Below are 19,931 nucleotides of genomic sequence, written 5' to 3'. Positions count from 1 at the left end.
GCTCTCAACCCTCCACCCTCTCAGGGTAGGAATAGATAGTGAAATTGCCTCCCCGAATATAGCCTACAGCTGTTATACCCATCTCTTTAGCCATAGAAACAGCCAGACTAGTTGAGGCAGAACGGGAGAGTAAAATCGGTATCCCCATCTTTCCTGCCTTGATTAGAATTTCAGAGGTTATCCTGCCGGTGGTAAGGAGAATCTTATCATTCAGGTCTATCCCCTTTAAAAAGCATTCTCCATTTATCTTATCCACAGCGTTATGCCTTCCTATATCCTCTCTAAAGACAAGGATTCCTTCAGGTGTGGCTAGCGCAGAGTTGTGAACCCCTCCAGTAGATTTATACAGATACGAAAGACTGTGGAGTTCCTTCATCAGACCCAGCACCTGTTTGGCAGAGATTGTCAGCTGGGAGTTGACCTTCTTACACTGGATGGAATCCATAACATTGTAAAAACTGCTTCCCTTACCACATCCTGATGTGATAGTCCTTTTCATAAAGAGCTTCTCAGAGATAGGGTATGACTTTTGAGTGGCAATTTCAACAATCCCCCTTTCTTCGTCGAGCCTGATAGATATGATCTCATCCGGGGAGTTCAGCATGCCTTCGGAGTTGAGAAAACCAAGCGCCAGCTCCTTCAAGTGATCATCAATACAAAGGAGAGTAACAATCTCTACAGTATTTAAGAAAATAGTCAGTGGTATCTCTCTTATAATGCTTTTTTTGGCGCTGGAAAAAGAGCCCTCAGAATAACTAATAATATCCAGTTGTTCTGTCTTTGAATCCTGGGTCATTGAAGATTCCTTTTTCACCCTCATCTTCCTACCCCCAAATAAGGGTGATTATCAAGCCTACACAAAAAACAGAAATAGCCGGAAGCCAGAGCAACCTGTATACCTCGTTTAACCCGGCATTAAAATAATCCTTTGTCAGAATCAGGCACAGGTGCATGGGAGAAAGTATGACACCACAATAACCACTGGCATAGGAAAGCATCATATAGGTGAGAAAATGGCCATCAGAATGAAAGAAGGGTAAGAGTATCGGGAAGGTAATCCCAACAAAGGCAATGGTAATCCCTGTCAATATACCTACAATAAATGGAAGAGAGATTACTATAAGAAGGCCGGGGAACCCTACAGCCGAAAGGCTTTCCGAGATAACGGATACAGCCTTTGTAGTCTCGAGCATCTTTTGAAAAAACATTACCCCCAGTACCATAAGCGCCATCTCTATTGATATGCTTTTACGGACCATCCTTACCATGTCCCTTAAAGAAATCCTGTAAAGTACCCATAATACGGCAATAGTAAGGACAAAGGAATAGACCAGATCAACCTTTAGGGCAATGACCAGGAAGAGAGCAAATAAAAGGGGGGATAATGATCTGAGTAGTTTAAAAAAATTATTTGTCAGCTTCCCTTTTTTACATGATTTATTAACAGGTGGGTTTCTCCTAACATTTTTGTATCCAAAAATAATACCACTGCAAACAGCTGCTATAAAAAGTGGAAGGTTAAAAAGGCTGATCTCTCTTATGGATACCCCTAAGATTGCAGAAGCAAGAACTATCCCTGGATAGGTGGGTAACACATATTCCCAGATGTGTCTGAACCAATAATTCAGAAATGTCCTCTTTTCTCTGGAGAGGTTTAACTCATCCGATGCTGTTACTACCATGGGGGCAGATATCAAAGCACCACCCATAAGAGGCATGAGACCAATAATCGCAGGCAATATGCCAACTACTATCCTGAGATCACGGAGGATATTCTTGAAGGATTCCAGGAGCTTTCTTAACTCACCTGTCTCATCCATCAGATTGCTGAAAAGCAGTATCAGAAGCAAAGCCCCTATCAATTTCAGAGTCTCGGGATCCATACTGGCTGCCAAGAGTACTTCCCCTATGCTTGATACAGGCGTTTGGAAAAGTAACCCAAGTAAAACCGACCCAATAATAAGGGTAAGCCACAGGTCCAGTTTTTTCAAAACCAATAAGATGATTAAGAAAAAAAGCAATCCAATATTTACAATACCAACCATAATACACTACTATTTTCTCAAAATGAACCTTCCCTTTAATTTTTCAATATCCGGGCTTATACCCGGGCTTTGCTGAACATTGATCTGCTTTGCCTCGTCTTCTACCAGTGGCTTTATGTATTCGTAAATCTCTGCTATGTTCTTCTTTCCGTCTTTTATCGCCTTGAGGAAGTAGTATGTGAATATGCCATGTCCTTTTTCAGGAGATGATGTGCTTATCTGGCTGCCTTGCGTTGCTGAAAGTATAGCCATGTTTGATGGAATTGTTTTAATATCTGTTATCATAACCAACGGCCTTGCGCCCTGCGCCAATACACTCCTTCCGCCTGCTCCTGAGAAGCATGAATCAAGAAGGACAATGACCTCCGCCACCTGCAATTTGCCCAATCTATCGTAAAGCCTTTTCAAAGGATACCCTGTAACCTCAAGATAATTGGGGTCTCCATCATGCGGCACTATGTAGGCATCGCTTGTGTTAGGCTCTGGCGCACCGTGGCCTGAATAATAAACGAAAACCTTGCTGTCTTTTTTAACGCGATTTGGCAACCATGCCTCAATTGCCTTTTCAATGGCTGATTTTGTCGCATCGGCATCAACCGCGAATTCAATGTTTCTTTCCTGAAATCCAAAAGCCTTTAGATAATCCTTTATAACAGCCGCATCGCTTTTTGAGTGATCGGACATTGGAAGGCTTTTATAATTCTCAATTCCGATAATAACCGCCAAATCATCTGGTCTCGGGCTTGATTGAAAATCAGGGATATGGTGAATGTCTATAATTACAGGCCCTTTTTTTGAAGCATAGACGGCAGCCTTATGAGGCGATGCCGACTTTGCAAATTCTCTAAGTTTTGCCGAAGAGCGAATCGCTGCTTCCAATCTGCGCGCAGTGTCAAATGCTGCTGTTTCAATGGACTTTGCCGGGAGTCCACTAAAACTATGAGATATACCTTCTACCTTGACGGTATCAATCTCGCTACGATCAGGCGTGAAAAATATTACACTGGCGTCAAACTTGATATTACGCGAAACCTCGGTATAACGGTCAAAGACAGCGATTAGGTCTACATGCACGGCATTGGCGTCATCCATCTTTTCAAGCTTTACGACGGTCTTGAAATTATGCCTGAAAGCGTCGTCAAATCTCTCAATGATTTTTTCAAGGTCAAAATTAACCCAGCGTCTGCCTTCTTGTCCAAAACGTGTACTGCTTTTTGTGTTTTCTGACATTATGACGCCAACGGTAAGCTCGCTGTAAGGCGAAGGTCCGACATCAATGCCTGCCAAAGGGTCAAGACGTTTTGGCTGAATTGATTGACTGGGCACAGGTATGACGCACCCGGAAACAAGAATAATCAGACATATATAGATAAAGGTTTTCATTATCTCACCTCCTATTACCTCTCCCCTTCTCTAAATTTATCTTGTAGTTTGATAAGTTTTTTACTGTATCCCATCCGCAAAAGATTCCCCATATAAAGCCACTTCAGCCTCAATTCAAGCGGCTTCTCCTTATATCTCTCAATTGCCTCTTTGCTCAGATAATAATCAAAGCCTCTGGCCTTACTTCTTTTCATTTTTCATTTCCTTTAGATATCTTATGTCAGCCTTATCCTGCTGTCTCCCTGTCCTTTCCTTCATTTTTATGAGATCGTCAATCGAGACTACAGGGATTGTAAAACCATGAAGCTTAATCTCATTGATTCTTTTATGCGCCTTCTCATAATCTACAGGTGAATCAATCACAATGTCTATCTCTGAAATAGCCCATTCGGGGTTTACGAGATTGAATGCCTTCATATTCTTCTTTTTTATCCATTCTTCTCTCTTATTCTTCTCTGCAAATTCCATGATGTCAACAGGCACTTTTGGTTTGAATCCCCAGCTTTTTAGCAATTTCAAAAATTTTTCTAAGTTCTTGTCCTCAAGGTCAAGTATCAGGTCTATATCATAAGTCATCCTTGGAATACCGTACAGGTTGACCGCAATTCCTCCGACAACAATGTATCGAATTCCTTTTTCGTTCATTTTTTTTAATATACCAAGATAATCAAGCATATTTATTCCTTCACTTCCTCAATTCAAACCTTCCCTTTAATTTCTCAGCATCAGGGCTTATACTTGGGCTTTGCTGGACATTGATCTGCTTTGCCTCGTCTTCTACAAGTGGCTTTATGTATTCATAAATCTCTGCGAGGCTCTTTTTGCCGTCTTTTAATGCCTTGAGGAAATAGTATGTGAAAATCCCATGCCCTTTTTCTGGAGATGATGAAGAAATCTGTGTTCCCTGTGTTGCAGATAAAACTGCAATATTCTGCGGCAAAACAAAACCCTCTGTCGTCATCACGAGCGGCCTTGCCCCTTTTGCAAGGACACTCCTCCCACCTGCGCCTGAAAAGCATGAATCGAGAAGGACGATGACCTCCGCTGCCTCAAGTTTACCAAGTTTTTCATACAGCCTCTTTAATGGATAGCCTGTAACTTCAAGATAATTCGGGTCTCCGTCATAGGGAACGATATAAGCATCTCCTGTTTTTGGCTCTGGTGCGCCGTGACCAGAATAATAAACAATTACCCTGCTGTCTTTTTTAACACGATTGGGAAGCCATGCCTCTATTACCTTTTCAATACTTTTCCCTGTTGCCTTTTCATCAGTAATTAATTCAATATTCCTCTCCTGAAATCCAAGTGCCTTGAAATACTCTTTGACAACCCCCGCATCGCTCTTTGAATAGTCGGATTTTGGCAGCCCCTGATAGTTTTCAATGCCGATGATAACTGCAAGGTCATCCAGTCTTGGTGCAGATTTAAAATCAGGTATAGCATGCTTAGTAATATATTGACCTGCTTTTTCAGGTTCGGTTTTTTTAGCGAGGAGTTTTTTGACAAATTCCTTCTCTGCCTCTTCAAGGATAAGGGCAACGGTTGTGTGGCCTTTTTCCTGAGCTAACTTTAAAGGTGTTTTACCATCTTTATTTGCTATGCCTGGGTCAGTGCCCCTTTCAATGAGGAAAAGGACAAACTCTTTATTGCCAATACCAGAAACAATATGGAGAGGAGTGTTCTGCCCTTTAAAGTTCATTGCGTTCACATCTGCACCCTTCTCAATGAGGGTAGCTTTCACTTTATCATTCCTTAGCACAGCAAAATGGAGAGGGGTATCACCATCGTTAGTCTTTGCATTTACATCCGCGCCATTTTTTAGGAGGAGGAGAACAGTAGCTTCTGCATCTCCTTTATAAAAGATAGGCATATAGTTCGTTGCTCTATGCAGAGGGGTAAAGCCTTCATTATCTTTACTGTTTACATCTGCTCCCTTTTCAATTAGCAGTTGAACAATTTCTTTGGAGCCATTAAACGCTGCATCATGGAGAGGAGTCCAGTTATTGTTCATTTTTGCGTTCACATCGGCTCCCTTTTCAATGAGGAGTTGAGCGACCTCTTTGTGCCCCCCACTCGCTGCCCAATGGAGAGGGGTACGGCCCGCATTGTCCCTTGCCACAAAACGCCAACCCTTTTCGATAAGAAGCCTGACTACGTCAGTTTTGCCTTGCCTTGCAGCGACATGGAGTTGGGTAAAACCATCCTTATTCTCTGTTTGATATGCCCCCTTTTCAATGAGGAGCAGAGCGGCATCTTTGTGACCATTATACGCTGCCATATGAAGAGGTGTGTCGCCTACACCAGTTTTCTCATTCACATTTGCGCCCTTTTCTATAAGAAGGAAAACAATGTCTTTCTTCCCGCCAAACGCAGCATCATGGAGAGCTGTCCATGTATTTCTCTTTTTTGCATTCACATTAGCTCCCTTTTCAATAAGAAGTTGGGCAACCTCTTTGTATCCATTATTCACAGCGTCATCAAGAGGGGTTATACCATATTCATCATTATCCTTTGCGTTCACATTAGCACCTTTTTCAATCAGAAGAAGTGCTATATCCTTTTTCCCATACTTGGCAGCCACATGGAGCGGGGTATTGCCTTTGCTGTCTCTCGCATTCACATTCGCACCTTTGTTGAGCAGGCTACGGGCTTTTTCAATATCGCCATGCTCTGCGGCATCATGTAACTCACCAATCCAGGCAAAGCCGGGAATTGCGATGAGCAGGATAAAAAGGATTAAAACATACACGGATAATTTCTTCATGGAACACCTCCTCCAAATACAACAACCTCTTTCTTTTTAACCCGTTCAGGACTTGCCCTTCTATAAGAAAAGTCCGCCATCTACACCAATGACTTGTCCGGTAATGAAACTGGCATCATCGGATGCAAGAAATATAAAGGTTGGTGGTATCTCATATGGTTCTGACATCCTTCCCAGTGCTCTGGCAGCTATTATTTTCTTGAATACCTCTTCAGGGACATTATCGTACATCCTTGTTTTATGGGATGGAGCTATTGCATTGACGGTAATATTGTATTTTCCCAGTTCCTTCGCACATGTCTTGGTGAAAGCAATTACACCAGCTTTGGCTGCACTGTAATTTGCCTGTCCTACATTTCCTGCCTTTCCCGCTGCAGAGGCAACATTTATTATTTTCCCATATCTTTGCTCTATCATATACGTCATGGCTGCTTTGGTGCATGAAAAGACCCCTTTCAAATCAATCGCTATTACAGAATCCCAATCCTCTTCGGTCATCTTGACCAGGGATCTGTCTCTTGTGATAGCAGCATTGTTTACAAGAATATCTATTTTCCCAAAGTTATCAATGGCTGTCTTGATTATTTTCTGCCCCCCCTCCATTGTAGCAACAGTATCGTAGTTTGCGACTGCCTGTCCTCCCTGTGATGTAATCTCTTTAACGACTTCATCCACTGGCCCAGGGGTTGTGCCATTTATTACTACCTTAGCCCCTTCTTTTGCCATATCCAGAGCTACTAACCTTCCCATTCCACGGCTGGAACCGGTAATTACAGCAACCTTATCTTTTAGCTTCATTAATTCTCCTTTATTTTGGGTTTACTGACCATTTCTGACAGACTTTATAGCATAAAAATTATAGAAAAGTCAATGTACAAAAACCCAAGCCAGTTGTTGCTAAATTATGACTTTTTTGATATTCTTAATTCGTCCACCCTGAAAAATGAAAAATTTCTATTGGAGCGAACATGAGCAGGATTTTTGGTATTCTAAATCATGATATGCTCGTAAAATGTCGAAAACAGGCCCCCATGTCATTCCGAGTCCGCCTCTGGTGGACGAGGAATCTGATATCATTAAAGATTCCTCGTCGCTTGCGCTCCTTGGAATTACAAAACAGAACTTTTTACGAAGCCATCAATCATGGAGGGATAAATGAGAGAAATTATGGAAGTTGCTATAGAGGCTGCCAAGGAGGCCGGGGAAATTCTGAAGGAGAACTTAGGAAAGTCTGTAGAAATCGGTTTCAAAGGTGAGATAAATCTGGTGACAGATATTGACATAAATTCAGAAAAAACAATCGTTCAAATTATCAGAAATACCTATCCGGATCACCAGATATTGACAGAAGAGTGTGAAAGTCAGAAAGGCACCTCCTCTCATAAATGGATCATAGACCCTCTGGATGGAACTACTAACTATGCCCATGGATACCCATGTTTTTGTGTTTCAATAGCATTCGAGAAGAATAGAGATATTCTGCTTGGTGTTATATACGATCCTGTTTTAGATGAGTTGTTTACGGCAGAAAAGGGAAATGGGGCATGTTTAAATGGGAGGGAAATCCGCGTTTCTTCAACTGATAAGTTAATTCACAGTATGCTGGCAACTGGCTTCCCCTATGATTTAAGAGAAAGTAAAAACAACAACCTTATTCATTTCAACAACTTTATAATGAATGCTCAGGCAATTAGAAGAGCAGGTTCCGCTGCATTGGATCTGTGCTATGTGGCTATGGGTAGGTTTGATGGTTTTTGGGAACTCAAACTATCCCCCTGGGATGTGGCTGCGGGCAGCTTAATCGTTAGAGAAGCAGGAGGGATGGTATCGGATTTTAAAGGGGGAGTCTTTGATATTTATTCTAAAGAAATCCTTGCCAGCAATGGGAGGATACACAATGAAATGGTTCAGGTAATAAAGAAAGGATTGGACTAAGCTTGTAAATCGTGAATTGCAAGTCGTTCTATTTCACCTTTCGTAACGCCTGTTACTCTTATCACCTTTGTTCGCGATTTATGGCCTCCGATAATCTCTACCTGCGATTTACTAATACCCAATTCCCTTGCCAGAAAATCCATGCAGGCATTATTTGCTTTGCCTTCAACCGGAACAGCAGTTATCCTTACCCTTAAGGCATCTCCCTTTAGGTCTTTGATTTCATTTCTGGCAGATTTGGGCTGCACCCAAACCTTAAAGACTATCCCATTGGCAGTTTCATTAATATATAACATATTACTGACCCCCTTCTCGCTCTCAGGAATACCTTTTAAAAAGAAACATATCCTACCTGTTCCTTTCGTGAAGTATCCTCAGTCCCTTCAAGGTAAGATATTTATCAATCTCACTTATCGTTTCCGATACTGATGCGATAAGGGAAGCCAATCCTCCCGTTGCAATCACCTTGGGATTTGATTTAACTTCTTTTTTTATCCTTTTTACGATTCCATCCACTAAACTGGCATAGCCTAAAACAATCCCCGCTTGCATACTGCTTATAGTATCCTTACCGATAACTGACTTGGGCTTGATTAATTCCACATGTGGCAGCTTAGAAGCCCTTTTGAACAAAGCTTCACTGGAAATTATAATCCCTGGGGCGATGACCCCGCCATGGTATTCACCGTTTGCCGATATATAATCGAAGGTAGTAGCAGTTCCAAAGTCAACAACAATCAGGCTCTGCTTATATTTCTCGTATGCAGCCACTGCATTAACTATCCTGTCAGCCCCAACCTCTTTGGGATTATCATAGTATATAGGCATCCCTGTTTTAATTCCCGGTTCTATAATCAGGGGGCTGATGTTGAAGTATTTCTTACATAACTCTTCCAGGGTTATATTAAGTGGGGGTACAACACACGAGATAACTATATCCTTAATATCCCTTAAGGCTATCCTGCTGGAAAAATAAAGGTTTGTGATCAGAATCCCATACTCGTCTACAGTATGGTCTTCTTGTGTCCTGATTCTCCAGTCCTGAACCAGTCTGTCTCCATCAAAAACCCCCATAACAGTGTGAGTATTCCCAACATCAATAACCAGCAACATATCTTCTAGTCTCCTGTTCTTAAACCATTACCCCTTTATTGTCCCCTTCGGGGAATGGGAGAAAAACCCTCGCCTTTAGGCGAAGACTTCAGTTCGATCTTTTGCGCCGCAAGGGTTCGAGGAGTCGAGGATTCCAGGATTAGAGAGTAGTAAAGAAAAAATTCTCCCTTGATCACTTGACCCCTTTCCGCCTCTGGCGGACTTGAACCCTCAAGCCATCGGCTTTAGCCGATGGTAGTTGACTTCTACAATGTTCATACTGATATCGCAAGCCCTGGCTGAGTGGGTGAGAGCCCCAACCGATATGAGATCAACCCCTGTTTCTGCAACATCTCTTATATTATCGAGATTTATTCCTCCCGATGCTTCCACCACAGCCCTCTTATTAATGACTTTAACCGCTTTTTCCATCTCCACAGAATCCATATTGTCCAGCATTATGATTTCAACACCAGACTCAAGGGCTTCTTTCACTTCATCAAGGTTTTTGACCTCTACTTCAATCTTAAAGGTATGGGGAATATTAGCCCTTGCTTTTTCAACCGCCTGACGGATTCCGCCACAGACCTTTATATGGTTGTCTTTTATTAAAATCCCGTCAAATAGACCGCCACGGTGATTGACCCCTCCCCCTACCCTTACAGCATATTTTTCAAGAGCCCTCCAGCCAGGGGTAGTCTTTCGCGTGTCTAAAACCTTAACATTGCATCCCTTAACCCTATCTACATATCTGCGGGTTAAAGTGGCAATGCCTGACAAACGCTGTAAAAAATTCAAGGCAACCCTTTCCCCACGAAGAAGATCAACCACGTCACATGAAATCTCAGCGATAGTGCTGTTATTCTTTACAAAATCTCCATCTTTAAAAAAATTATTGGATTTTGCCCTGGAATCTAAGAATGTGAAGACACTACAGAAGATGTCTATGCCAGCAAGAATCAAATCTTCTTTTGCAATTATCTGAGCATTCCCTTTTATACCAGGGGCAATTATTGAAGAGGTAGTAAAGTCTCCACTCCCAATATCTTCATCAAGGGCTACTTTTATTAAACTGTTAATCTCAAACATGGCATCATATCTCTCTTTGCAACTCTTGCATCCTCTGTATTCCTTCCTCAAATTTTCTCTTTTTTTCAATCAACTTTATATTTTCAATCCGTTCGTTCTCTATTACATGAGAAGGTGCCTTGCTAAGAAAATCCTCATTGGACAGCTTTTTATTCAAGAGCATGAGTTTTTTCTCAATCTTATCACTCTCTTTTCTCAATCTTTTCTCCTCCTCATAAAAGTCAATTATCCCCTTAAGGGGGAGGAATATTTCCACCTTATCTACTACAGATGTAGCAGAAGATTTATATTCTTTTTTCCTGGAAGAGATAGAAAGGGTACCTATCCTTGCCAGATTTTCAATGTGGTTTTTATTCCTTTCAAGTTTCTTGCATGTCTCCTGATCTTCAGTATAAAGAAATGCCTCAACCTGTGTGACAGGCGGTATGTTCATCTCTCCTCTGATATTCCTTATATTTCCCACAATGTCTATAATGAGATTCATCTCAGCTTCTGCCTTCTCATCTATAAGGTTAGAATCTGATTTTGGATATTGGTATACATTAATGCTCCCTTTACTATCCGGTAATTTGCTCCAGATCTCTTCTGTTATAAAAGGCATAAAAGGATGGAGCAGGCACAATACCTTTTTAAGTACCCCTAATAGAACATATTGAGTGTTTAGTTTAAGCTTCGTGTCATCCTTCTGGTACAGGTAATATTTGATGAGTTCAATATACCAATCGCAGAATTCATGCCATATAAATTGGTACAAGAAATGGGCACCCTCATTGAACTTGTAGTTTTCTAAAGCATCTCTTACCTGTTCAATAGTCCTGTTCAATCGGGATAGTATCCATCTGTCGCTCAGGGTATATTCAATCCCATTCTTATCTAGAAGGCATTCATCATATTCTTCCATGTTCATCAGGGAGAACCTTGAGGCATTCCATATTTTATTTGCAAAGTTGCGATAACCACCGATCCTCTCTTCTGAAAGCTTAACATCCCTTCCCTGTGCAGCAAATGCCGCTAGAGTAAAACGGAAAGCATCCGCTCCATATTTTTCTATGATTACCAACGGGTCAATAACGTTTCCTTTAGACTTGCTCATCTTCTTGCCCTCGATGTCTCGAACCAGGGCATGGATATATACATCATTAAAAGGGACTTCACCCATAAATTTTATCCCCATCATTATCATTCTGGCAACCCAAAAGAATAGAATGTCGAAACCCGTCACCAAAACAGATGTTGGGTAAAACAGTTCAAGCTCCTTTGTATGTTCAGGCCAGCCCATGGTAGAAAAAGGCCACAGGGCTGAGCTGAACCATGTGTCCAGGACATCCGTTTCCTGGCTGATGTCAGAACTCAGACATTTAGAACACCGGGTGGGGTTTTCTTTCGATACAATAACCCCCCCGCAATCGTTGCAGTACCATGCTGGTATTCTATGACCCCACCATATCTGGCGAGAAATACACCAGTCTTTGATATTGTTCATCCATTCAAAGTAGGTTTTCTCCCAGGATGCAGGTATAATCCTGATACTACCATCTTTAACAGCTTTGATAGCCGGCTCTGCCAGAGGTTTTACTTTTACAAACCACTGCTTGGATAAGGTAGGTTCTATGACCATCTTACACCTGTAACAGTGCCCTATATTATGAGAATACTTTTCTCTCTTTTTTAACACCCCGTTTTTTTGAAATTCTTCGATTATTTCCTTCCTGCACTTAAACCTATCAAGACCTTTGTATGGACCGGCATTCTCATTCATCCTGCCATCTACATCCATAACCTTAATCGCTTCCAGATTATGCCTTAACCCCATCTCAAAGTCATTTACATCATGGGCTGGAGTAACCTTTACTGCTCCTGTTCCAAAGTCTTTGTTAACATACTCATCTGCTATTACAGGAATCTCCCTTCCCATTACAGGCAAAACAGCCCTCTTTCCAATCAGTTTTTTGTGTCGTTCATCATTTGGATTTACAGCTACCGCAGTATCACCCAACATAGTCTCCGGGCGGGTGGTCGCAACTACGATGAATTTCCTGCTATTACAAAGGGGATACTTAAGATAATACAGATACCCCTCAGTCTCTTCATGTTCAACTTCCAAATCTGACAGGGCAGTCTGACATCTGGGACACCAGTTGATGATATAATCGCCACGATAAATCAATTTTTCATGGTAAAGTTCCACAAAGACCTCTCTAACAGCCTTTGATAGTCCTTCATCCATAGTAAATCGTTCCCTGCTCCAATCACAGGAAGCCCCCAATTTTTTAAGCTGATTTATAATTATTCCCCCAAACTCTTTGCGCCATTTCCATATATGTTCGATAAACTTATCTCTCCCTAATGTATGGCGGCTGATCCCTTTTTGGGCTAGATTCTTCTCCACAACATTTTGAGTAGCAATTCCTGCATGGTCTGTTCCCGGCATCCACAGCACATTAAACCCGTCCATCCTTTTAAACCGAGCCAGGATATCCTGTAAGGTATTATTCAGAGCATGACCCATATGGAGAGAACCAGTAACATTTGGGGGAGGAATAACAATGGAGAAAGTCTCCTTTGTACCATTTACATCAGCCTTGAAGTTACCATTGTTAATCCAATAGCTAGACCATTTGTCCTCAACTTTAGCAGGGTCATAACCTTTTTCCAATACTTTCACAGCCATTAATCTCCTTGTCAATCAGACCTATACATACCGATATGATAGCGCCGCATACAGAGCGTCAGAACAAAGCAGACCAAGGCGCGACGAAAGCGAGGAATGAGGCGCACTTTTGTCGTGCGCCGCAATGACGAGCCGAGGAGCAACACAGGTATGCGAAGTTATGACGCTCTGTATAAAAGTGAAAAAGGGGATTAACATAATCCCCTGATATACCAACATTAGCTTTACAACTTATACGACATGATCTGGATGTCAAACTTCCCCTTCTTTAAGCTTCTCTATCTCTTCTTTAATCACTTTCTCTGCTATGGGAGGAAAGAGGTCCGCGGCTATTTTCTCTATTTTCTCGTTCATAGCCTTAATCACAGCCTCTGTAATATCAGGGGTAATCTTCATTGCAACACTCTCTATCACCTCTCGACTAACTTCCCTGATAATTACTTCAACATTTTTCTCCTCCAGCATCCCAATACTTTTTATCTCCTGGTCATCTGGAGTTTCTTCCGGGATTTCTGAGGGTTGGACTTCTCTGTATGGAAGTTCTGGGGGGGGAACTCCTTCTACATGACCCTTATAGGGCATAGATTCTTCATCTGAAGCCCATTCTATTTCCCATTCATCCTGGAGTTCGGGCTCTTTAGTAAAGTCTGCTTCTTCAATGCTGAACTTCTCTTCGAGGTGCTCTTTTATTACTCCCTTAAAGCTTAATTCTTCCAGGTTTTCAGGTTTATTAAAGAGGCCTGCCTGTCCGCCAGAGGCGGACGCAGAGAGGTCAGTTTCCTTACGGGATTCCTCAAGTTCTTTGAGAGACTTTTCATATAATAGAGCTAGCCCTGGCCCTTCCTCTATAACATCTACTAATTCGATGATCTCTTCATCTTCTTCAGTACTACCCATTATGCCCTCTATTTTTCACAAACCTTGATTTTGATGAAGTCGCAAAAAGTTCAAAATAACCTATCATTGCACAAAACAGGTGTCAAGGGTTTTTTCTCCCGGGTGTTTTTCTCCTGGGTCAGTTCTTGGGACGCTTGTAATACTTCTGGCTACCCGTTGGCGTTTTCGCCATTTCGTTACTGCAACTATCTTCCACTTCCATCTCCAACGATAATAAAAGGTGCCCAGTAGAGAGGGTGAGCGTAACTTGCAACGATTTTACCGGTGGCATCATCCACTAAATTTTCTTTGTCTATCAGGTTTATCATGGCCTTCTGCAAAGCTCTCGCCCGTGAAATTGTATTATCCTCTTTCTGATACCGGAAAGCAGCAGTGATCAGCTTCCTTGCAGATGTCGTTTCAACAGGGTACATGCTGGCGATAATCGCTCTCGTACCAGCGTAGAAAAATGCCCTTCCAAGGCCGGAAAGGGCTTCCGAGCCATTACCTTCCCCTGCAGCGGTGTCACATGCAGAAAGGATGACCCAATCGGCATTCAATTTCAGCTTCATGATTTCGCCCATAGTGAGCAGGCCGTCCTCATTATCACCCGTAACGAATGGAGAAGAAAGAGCCAGGGCCGGTTGCTCCAGTCCATCCAGATCCCCCGGCACCAGGGCATGGGTAGCGAAGGATATAATCTTTCTGTCTGAAAGATTCATGGTCTTTACACGATTTTCTGAGGCATCCTTTCCGAAAAAAATATCTCTGTCAGGATCGGCTCCCACCGTCTGAGCAATGCTTCTGATCTCCTCTGCTGTATCAGGAAGGCGACTCAGTTTACCCAACTGGATGGTTGTGATATCAGAGTTGTCCAGTCCCCCCTTTTCTGTGATCCGGACACCGCGAATCTGAGTGACGGTTCCCCTTTTTGCCACAGAAGTGGTGTCAAGGGACTTTTTTCTCTCCTGCGATTGAGCTAATTGTTCCACGTTAAAAACGGGATCGCCAAATCCAACAAAAGCCCTGCGATTGGGATCGCCTGCTGGAAGAGTCCTGAGTGTGATGAGAGAGGAAACAGATGGCAGAATGGTAATAGAAGCCTTTCGGATGAACCACGGCACACGGCGGTATTTACTGAAGAGAAGGTCCCTGTCGCTTTCAAGCTTTGCAGGAGCAGTAGGGAGAACTGATAACGGAATTTGATCCATGGGACTGTTAGTGACAATCAGGATATCAGAGGCATCTTTCCAGCCATTTTCTGTCGGTTTCAGGAGTTTGTGGTAAAGATCGTAAGCCAAATCGATGTTGAAATCCGGGATCTCACCCACGGTAACAGGGCTTGGATCAAGAGATTTCCTCAAGCTGACAACAATCTCTCCGATTTCCTTTTTCCCGAAGGGGGAAACAAGAAATGACATGTGTCCATTGTGGGGGATAGCCCAGACATACGTTTTCATGTTAGTGGAATAGATGGAGATCAATGCCTCACCATAGCGCAGATTCTGCTGTGTCACAGCCCATGTTGCTACCCGTGGATTCACGAAATCCGAGTATCTCGGAAAGCGTTTTTTAATTTCCTCCTGCAGGGCAGCAGTAGCTTTGTTCAGGCTGTTTATCTTTGTTTGCAAATCCTTGATGATTTCCGGCTTTTGTTCCTGAGATGGTGCGGCTATAAGGTCGAGGACGGTTGACTCCATGACCTCTATTTGTTTCCGGGCATCCTGCTCACGGCGTATCAGGTCATTCAATTCTGGATTTGTTTCTGCCGACCGTGCGCTGCTCGCTGCCAGGGCACGCTGGACTGTATGACTCCGTGATGCCTCGGCTATCCTGAATGCGGTTCCCGCAGCGTCGATACCCAGTTCTTTTTCTACCGGTGAGCCGTGAATTTCACCCAGCAGATTGATATAATCATCCAGGATTATCTTCAGCCTCCGTGCCCTCGAAAAGTCTGCCTTGTCCATCTGAAACTCAAGCAGTCTGTTCGTCGCCATGGAAAAATCCCTCTCCGCCTCCCTGAGGTGTTTCATCCGGTAGTGAGCCATTCCCCGGAGTGCCAGCCTCTCAGCGGTTATGTAATGCGTTTCTCCTAATCTCTGTACAGCTCTGGTGTAGGTGTTGGTTACTATTTTTAGTGCCATTTCGTGCTGTCCAGTCATCAGAAGTGAGAGAATAAAATCGGGACTCCCCATGAAGTATCTTTTATAAAGATACTCATCTTCATTTACCCCTTTGAGGGCGACTTCGTATTGCTTCATCGCAGCGGTGAAGTTACCCTGAGCCGAAAGCACAGTGCCAAGCAGCATTCGTGAGTTGTTCATATTTCTGGATTCGCTGGATATCCCGGAGGATTCCATGGCATGAACTACCAGTGAAGCCAGTTTTTCTGCCTCCGGGAGCCTGCCCTGAGCCCTCAGGATGCTGGCAATTGTGGCGATTACTTTTGTTGTTAACAGAGCGTCTTTCCCCCCGAGCCCCAGGGATTCCTTCAGGGCTTTTCGAGCCTCGATTTCTGCTTCTGTGAAACGTTCCTGCCTCAATAAATTTCCTGCAAGCTGTAGCCTGATGTTGATGAGCAATCCAGGATATTTGTTCTCCGTGGCCTGCATGAGACTGAGTCGCTGGCGAATAGACTTCTCTGCCTCACTATACTTTGCACGGGCTTCCAGGAGATCAGCTTCCATAGCCGCTGTTTCAATGTCGCACCATAAAACGAACTGGGAATTGCGCCGCTTCGGAGAGGTGGCACAGAAAATCTTTCCATTGCCTGCGGTCTTTTCAGCTTTTTCTATATCTCCCATCTGGATGTATGTCTCTACCAATCCTGAATATGTAGAAGGGTGATCGTCAATTTTAGCGGCATCTTCAAGCAACTCTACAGCACGGCTGAAATTTCCGATGGTTCTCTCCACCCAGGCGAGATGACGGTGAATTCGAGCGTTACTAATTCCGGCAGCCTCTGAAAGACGTTGTGCCTCACGCAGATCTTCAAGTGCTTGCCTGGCCCAGCCAAGCTGTAAGGCAGCAAAACCCCTCCTGAGATAGAAGTTACCGTCTGCTTTTTCGGGTGGGGTGGCATTGGCCTGGGCTATTAATCGTTCTGTTACTTTTGTGTCAAACTGTCCTGGCTGGTTCAGAATTGCAGTGATGTCATCTATCCTCCTCGGGGGAGGCACAAAGCCTGAAACAGGACTTATAGAAACGGCTACTCTCTTCGCTTCTTCAACGGACATCTTGGTCGCACATGATGGAAGTAGTAATACTATCAGAGCGACAGGAATAAGACGAATAAGACGCTTAAAAAGTAAGGAAGCCGATATATTCATGGCTGTTTACCTCATCTGGTTTTATCAAGACCCTCGAAAACCCTATCTCTGCCTGCCATAATTAATTAATATGCACTACCTCACTACGTTCCCCCACTATGTTCCTTGGTACTAACTCACGGTCTTAAGCTGCTTCCTTCGGAGAACCAAACCCGTCTTCGTAAAGGACAATATCGTTCCTGTCCCTTAGCACTGAAGCATGAATTCGAGTTAGCCCAAACCCCTCATTTGTATCAGACACTAATCCCAACTTCTTAAGATGGAAAAAGATTTCCTTCAATTTTGCGTTTTCCTTCCTTTTATTCAAGAAGTCAATTATCTCATCCGCTATCTCTTTCGAAATGACATCCTCTTTATAGAAAAAGCTGAATTCGCAAACGTTACCACCAGCAGGGACCAATTCCTTTAATTCAAACCCGATGTCAACACCAAGCGCATCTAGTATCCCCCTAAAATACCATGACCAAATACGGCAGTCACGTGCTTTAAAGTCAGGATGATGCATAATTGGACAGAAAGTTACCCGGTACGTGCCTCGTCTATCCTCGGATTCTATTATTTCGGCGCAAATGTTGAAAATCTGGAGATCATGATACCTCGTTACTCTTAGGATGGTATGAAGGTCTGCTTTACCCTCGAGCCCCAGTTTTTGCATAATTCTTTCTCCGACCTCCAGCCCAACTTGGTGCATGATTTTGTAGCAGATCTCATGGCCTTTATCACCAAAGGTTTTCTCTACTTCGTTTACAAGCCTGATCAGAATTCCAGCGAAAAGGCGTGTTGTTATAAAGAACTGCCGAGGGTCATTAGCTTCGTTCAGAGCCAGTGTCCAGAATGCCTTTTCTGTTTCATTCATTTTCAATGGATAAATTTCGTCTGCCATATTTCTCTCCTTCTTTTTGTTCCACCCGATGGACTCGCTGATCTGCATCCCAGCTACACAAGAACAAATTTCCTACATTCAGCGACACCATGAGGATGAAATGAGGTAATCAAATCTGAATGGAAAGCTATAAGGAATCCCGTTAATTCGCGGAGCTGCTATATCTGTAACCGATATTCTATTAAAAAAAGGGCTACCCTCAATCGGCTAACCCCTTGATTTTATTGGTGCCTAGGGCCGGGATCGAACCGGCACGGGGTTAAACCCCGAGGGATTTTAAGTCCCTTGCGTCTACCAATTCCGCCACCCAGGCACTCAACACTCTTTAATGTTTTTAGGTATAGTTATTTCTGTAAATAACTAAAGGACTTAATGTACTTATAAAATTTTTATAGTATCTTTTAAAACATTTGTCAACCCATTATTTAATGGTTAAAATCATTCCATAAAACCAAATCTTTCCTTTCTCTTAATTCTTAATATTTTGATACATCCTCTCTTTATTCTCCGGGATTGGTTACGGAATTTACAACTAGGCATATAAAAGGAAACCATTATAAAAACATGATAGTTAGAGAGTTCTTGGACAAAAAATAAGGAAGGTTAGATTATTTAATTTTTTGCTTGACAATAAAGGTAGTGGTTGTTATTTTATAAATACTAGCACTCTTTGTAAAAGAGTGCTAACTTCATAAAATACCTTAATTATCTCAATTTTCAGATAGGTGGGGCAATGGCTGAAACATTATTAGAGAGAAGCACAAACATCTTACACGCCGTAATTAATGAATACATTTTAACAGGTGAACCGGTAGGTTCTCGTACTATTTCAAAAAAATATAAGGTAGATCTGAGCCCTGCCTCTATAAGAAATATCATGGCAGATCTTGAAGACATGGGACTTTTGTTCCAACCTCATACATCAGCAGGCAGAATTCCCACAGATGAAGGGCTGCGTTACTACGTGGATTGTATTTTAAAAGTCAGAAAGCTTACCAAACAAGAAAAGGAGACCATTAAGAGTGGATACAGGCCTTTAAACTTAGAGATTACAGACGTCATGAAAGAGACTTCACTGCTTCTCTCCAAAATCTCCCGATATACAGGAATCGTTTTGGCTCCCAAATTCAATAACAGAATCTTTAAACACATAGAATTTATTAAATTAAAAGAAAAACAGATACTGGTTGTCTTTGTTTCAAAAGCAGGTATTATTCATAATAAGGTTATCGAAATAGAAGAAAATCTTTCTCAAGATGAGTTGTACAAGTTTACCCGATACCTGAATCAAATCTTGACCGATTTAACCTTAAGAGAAGTAAGGGAGAAGATCATCGATGAGATGAAAAAGGAAAGTAATATGTATGACCGGTTACTGTCAAGGGCTTTAAAACTGAGTCAGAAGGTTTTCGGCAACTACCCGGAGGATGACATCTATATAGGAGGAAAGTGCAATATCTTTGACTGTCCTGAATTTTGTGATGTAGAAAAGATGAAAACTATTCTACGTACTTTTGAAGAGAAGAACATCTTAATAAAGCTGTTAGATAAAGCAATGGAGGCAGATGGAATCCAGATTTTTATTGGCACAGAAAGTCAATTTCAGGAAATAGAGGGATGCAGTATAGTGATCTCTCCTTACACCTGGAAAGATTATGCGATGGGTACCCTTGGGGTAATTGGACCGACCAGGATGAACTATTGTGATGTCGTTCCAATAGTTGATTACACTGCTAAAACGGTCAGTAAAATAATGGGTACAAGATACTAAACCTTAAGTCAGTTGCTTTACAATAAATTTGAGAAGTTAGCCCCGTAAGAGGCCGCTAGAGACCGTGCCTCTGGCGAGGTCAGTAGTCAGGAT

16 protein-coding genes and 1 tRNA gene are annotated in these 19,931 nt (G+C 42.5%); 2 read left to right on the top strand and 15 right to left on the bottom strand.

Features of this window, described 5'->3' with window-relative positions:
* Nucleotides 1-4 precede the first annotated feature (4 nt).
* From fdhD to fabG, 7 genes are read right to left on the bottom strand one after another with little or no spacing between them, the layout of a single operon-like run.
* Nucleotides 5-820, bottom strand: a complete 816-nt coding sequence (gene fdhD, locus AB1401_03440) for a formate dehydrogenase accessory sulfurtransferase FdhD (GenBank protein ID MEW6614514.1) — start codon at nucleotides 818-820, stop codon at nucleotides 5-7.
* 4 nt (nucleotides 821-824) lie between these two features.
* A complete protein-coding gene (locus AB1401_03435) occupies nucleotides 825-2,045 on the bottom strand; it encodes a DUF401 family protein (protein ID MEW6614513.1) in 1,221 nt (406 codons plus the stop codon).
* Nucleotides 2,046-2,054: 9 nt separating this feature from the next.
* The gene (locus AB1401_03430; GenBank protein ID MEW6614512.1) at nucleotides 2,055-3,428 is read right to left on the bottom strand and encodes a caspase family protein; all 1,374 of its coding nucleotides are present in this window, start codon (nucleotides 3,426-3,428) and stop codon (nucleotides 2,055-2,057) included.
* 14 nt (nucleotides 3,429-3,442) lie between these two features.
* The gene (locus tag AB1401_03425; protein ID MEW6614511.1) at nucleotides 3,443-3,622 is read right to left on the bottom strand and encodes a hypothetical protein; all 180 of its coding nucleotides are present in this window, start codon (nucleotides 3,620-3,622) and stop codon (nucleotides 3,443-3,445) included.
* The gene (locus AB1401_03420; GenBank protein ID MEW6614510.1) at nucleotides 3,609-4,103 is read right to left on the bottom strand and encodes a nucleotidyl transferase AbiEii/AbiGii toxin family protein; all 495 of its coding nucleotides are present in this window, start codon (nucleotides 4,101-4,103) and stop codon (nucleotides 3,609-3,611) included. The genes AB1401_03425 and AB1401_03420 overlap by 14 nt, the downstream gene beginning before the upstream one ends.
* 10 nt (nucleotides 4,104-4,113) lie before the next feature.
* Nucleotides 4,114-6,192, bottom strand: coding sequence for an ankyrin repeat domain-containing protein (locus tag AB1401_03415; protein MEW6614509.1), 2,079 nt, complete (start codon nucleotides 6,190-6,192; stop codon nucleotides 4,114-4,116).
* Between the two features lie 60 nt (nucleotides 6,193-6,252).
* Complete coding sequence (fabG, locus tag AB1401_03410) at nucleotides 6,253-6,990, bottom strand: 3-oxoacyl-ACP reductase FabG (GenBank protein MEW6614508.1); 738 nt, start codon at nucleotides 6,988-6,990, stop codon at nucleotides 6,253-6,255.
* Between the two features lie 357 nt (nucleotides 6,991-7,347).
* On the opposite strand from fabG, the gene AB1401_03405 reads away from it, so the two are divergent.
* A complete protein-coding gene (locus tag AB1401_03405) occupies nucleotides 7,348-8,127 on the top strand; it encodes an inositol monophosphatase family protein (GenBank protein MEW6614507.1) in 780 nt (259 codons plus the stop codon).
* Here the strand turns inward: AB1401_03405 and AB1401_03400 are convergent.
* The 8 genes from AB1401_03400 to AB1401_03365 form a co-directional block, all read right to left on the bottom strand.
* Nucleotides 8,124-8,423 (bottom strand): DUF167 domain-containing protein, encoded by a 300-nt coding sequence (locus tag AB1401_03400; GenBank protein MEW6614506.1) that lies wholly within the window; start codon nucleotides 8,421-8,423, stop codon nucleotides 8,124-8,126. The genes AB1401_03405 and AB1401_03400 overlap by 4 nt on opposite strands.
* A 52-nt stretch (nucleotides 8,424-8,475) precedes the next feature.
* On the bottom strand, nucleotides 8,476-9,240 hold the full coding sequence (locus tag AB1401_03395) for a type III pantothenate kinase (protein MEW6614505.1): 765 nt from the start codon (nucleotides 9,238-9,240) through the stop codon (nucleotides 8,476-8,478).
* 210 nt (nucleotides 9,241-9,450) lie between these two features.
* The gene (gene nadC, locus AB1401_03390) at nucleotides 9,451-10,308 is read right to left on the bottom strand and encodes a carboxylating nicotinate-nucleotide diphosphorylase (protein MEW6614504.1); all 858 of its coding nucleotides are present in this window, start codon (nucleotides 10,306-10,308) and stop codon (nucleotides 9,451-9,453) included.
* A 4-nt stretch (nucleotides 10,309-10,312) separates the two neighbouring features.
* Nucleotides 10,313-12,979 carry a valine--tRNA ligase gene (locus tag AB1401_03385; GenBank protein ID MEW6614503.1) on the bottom strand — a complete coding sequence of 889 codons (2,667 nt, stop codon included), beginning with the start codon at nucleotides 12,977-12,979 and terminating at the stop codon, nucleotides 10,313-10,315.
* A 252-nt stretch (nucleotides 12,980-13,231) separates the two neighbouring features.
* Nucleotides 13,232-13,876, bottom strand: coding sequence for a hypothetical protein (locus AB1401_03380; protein MEW6614502.1), 645 nt, complete (start codon nucleotides 13,874-13,876; stop codon nucleotides 13,232-13,234).
* Between the two features lie 185 nt (nucleotides 13,877-14,061).
* On the bottom strand, nucleotides 14,062-17,184 hold the full coding sequence (locus tag AB1401_03375) for a CHAT domain-containing protein (protein MEW6614501.1): 3,123 nt from the start codon (nucleotides 17,182-17,184) through the stop codon (nucleotides 14,062-14,064).
* 124 nt (nucleotides 17,185-17,308) lie between these two features.
* The gene (locus AB1401_03370) at nucleotides 17,309-18,067 is read right to left on the bottom strand and encodes a hypothetical protein (protein ID MEW6614500.1); all 759 of its coding nucleotides are present in this window, start codon (nucleotides 18,065-18,067) and stop codon (nucleotides 17,309-17,311) included.
* A gap of 225 nt (nucleotides 18,068-18,292) precedes the next feature.
* Nucleotides 18,293-18,380: transfer RNA gene (locus AB1401_03365), tRNA-Leu, on the bottom strand.
* A 420-nt stretch (nucleotides 18,381-18,800) separates the two neighbouring features.
* Here AB1401_03365 and hrcA point away from each other — a divergent pair.
* Nucleotides 18,801-19,838 (top strand): heat-inducible transcriptional repressor HrcA, encoded by a 1,038-nt coding sequence (hrcA, locus tag AB1401_03360; protein MEW6614499.1) that lies wholly within the window; start codon nucleotides 18,801-18,803, stop codon nucleotides 19,836-19,838.
* Nucleotides 19,839-19,931 lie beyond the last annotated feature (93 nt).

The organism is Thermodesulfobacteriota bacterium (genome assembly GCA_040757775.1).
In the GTDB taxonomy this organism is placed as follows: domain Bacteria; phylum Desulfobacterota; class UBA8473; order UBA8473; family UBA8473; genus UBA8473.
The sequence above is the reverse complement of the archived record's forward strand: the minus strand, read 5'-3'. Positions and strand labels throughout refer to the sequence as shown.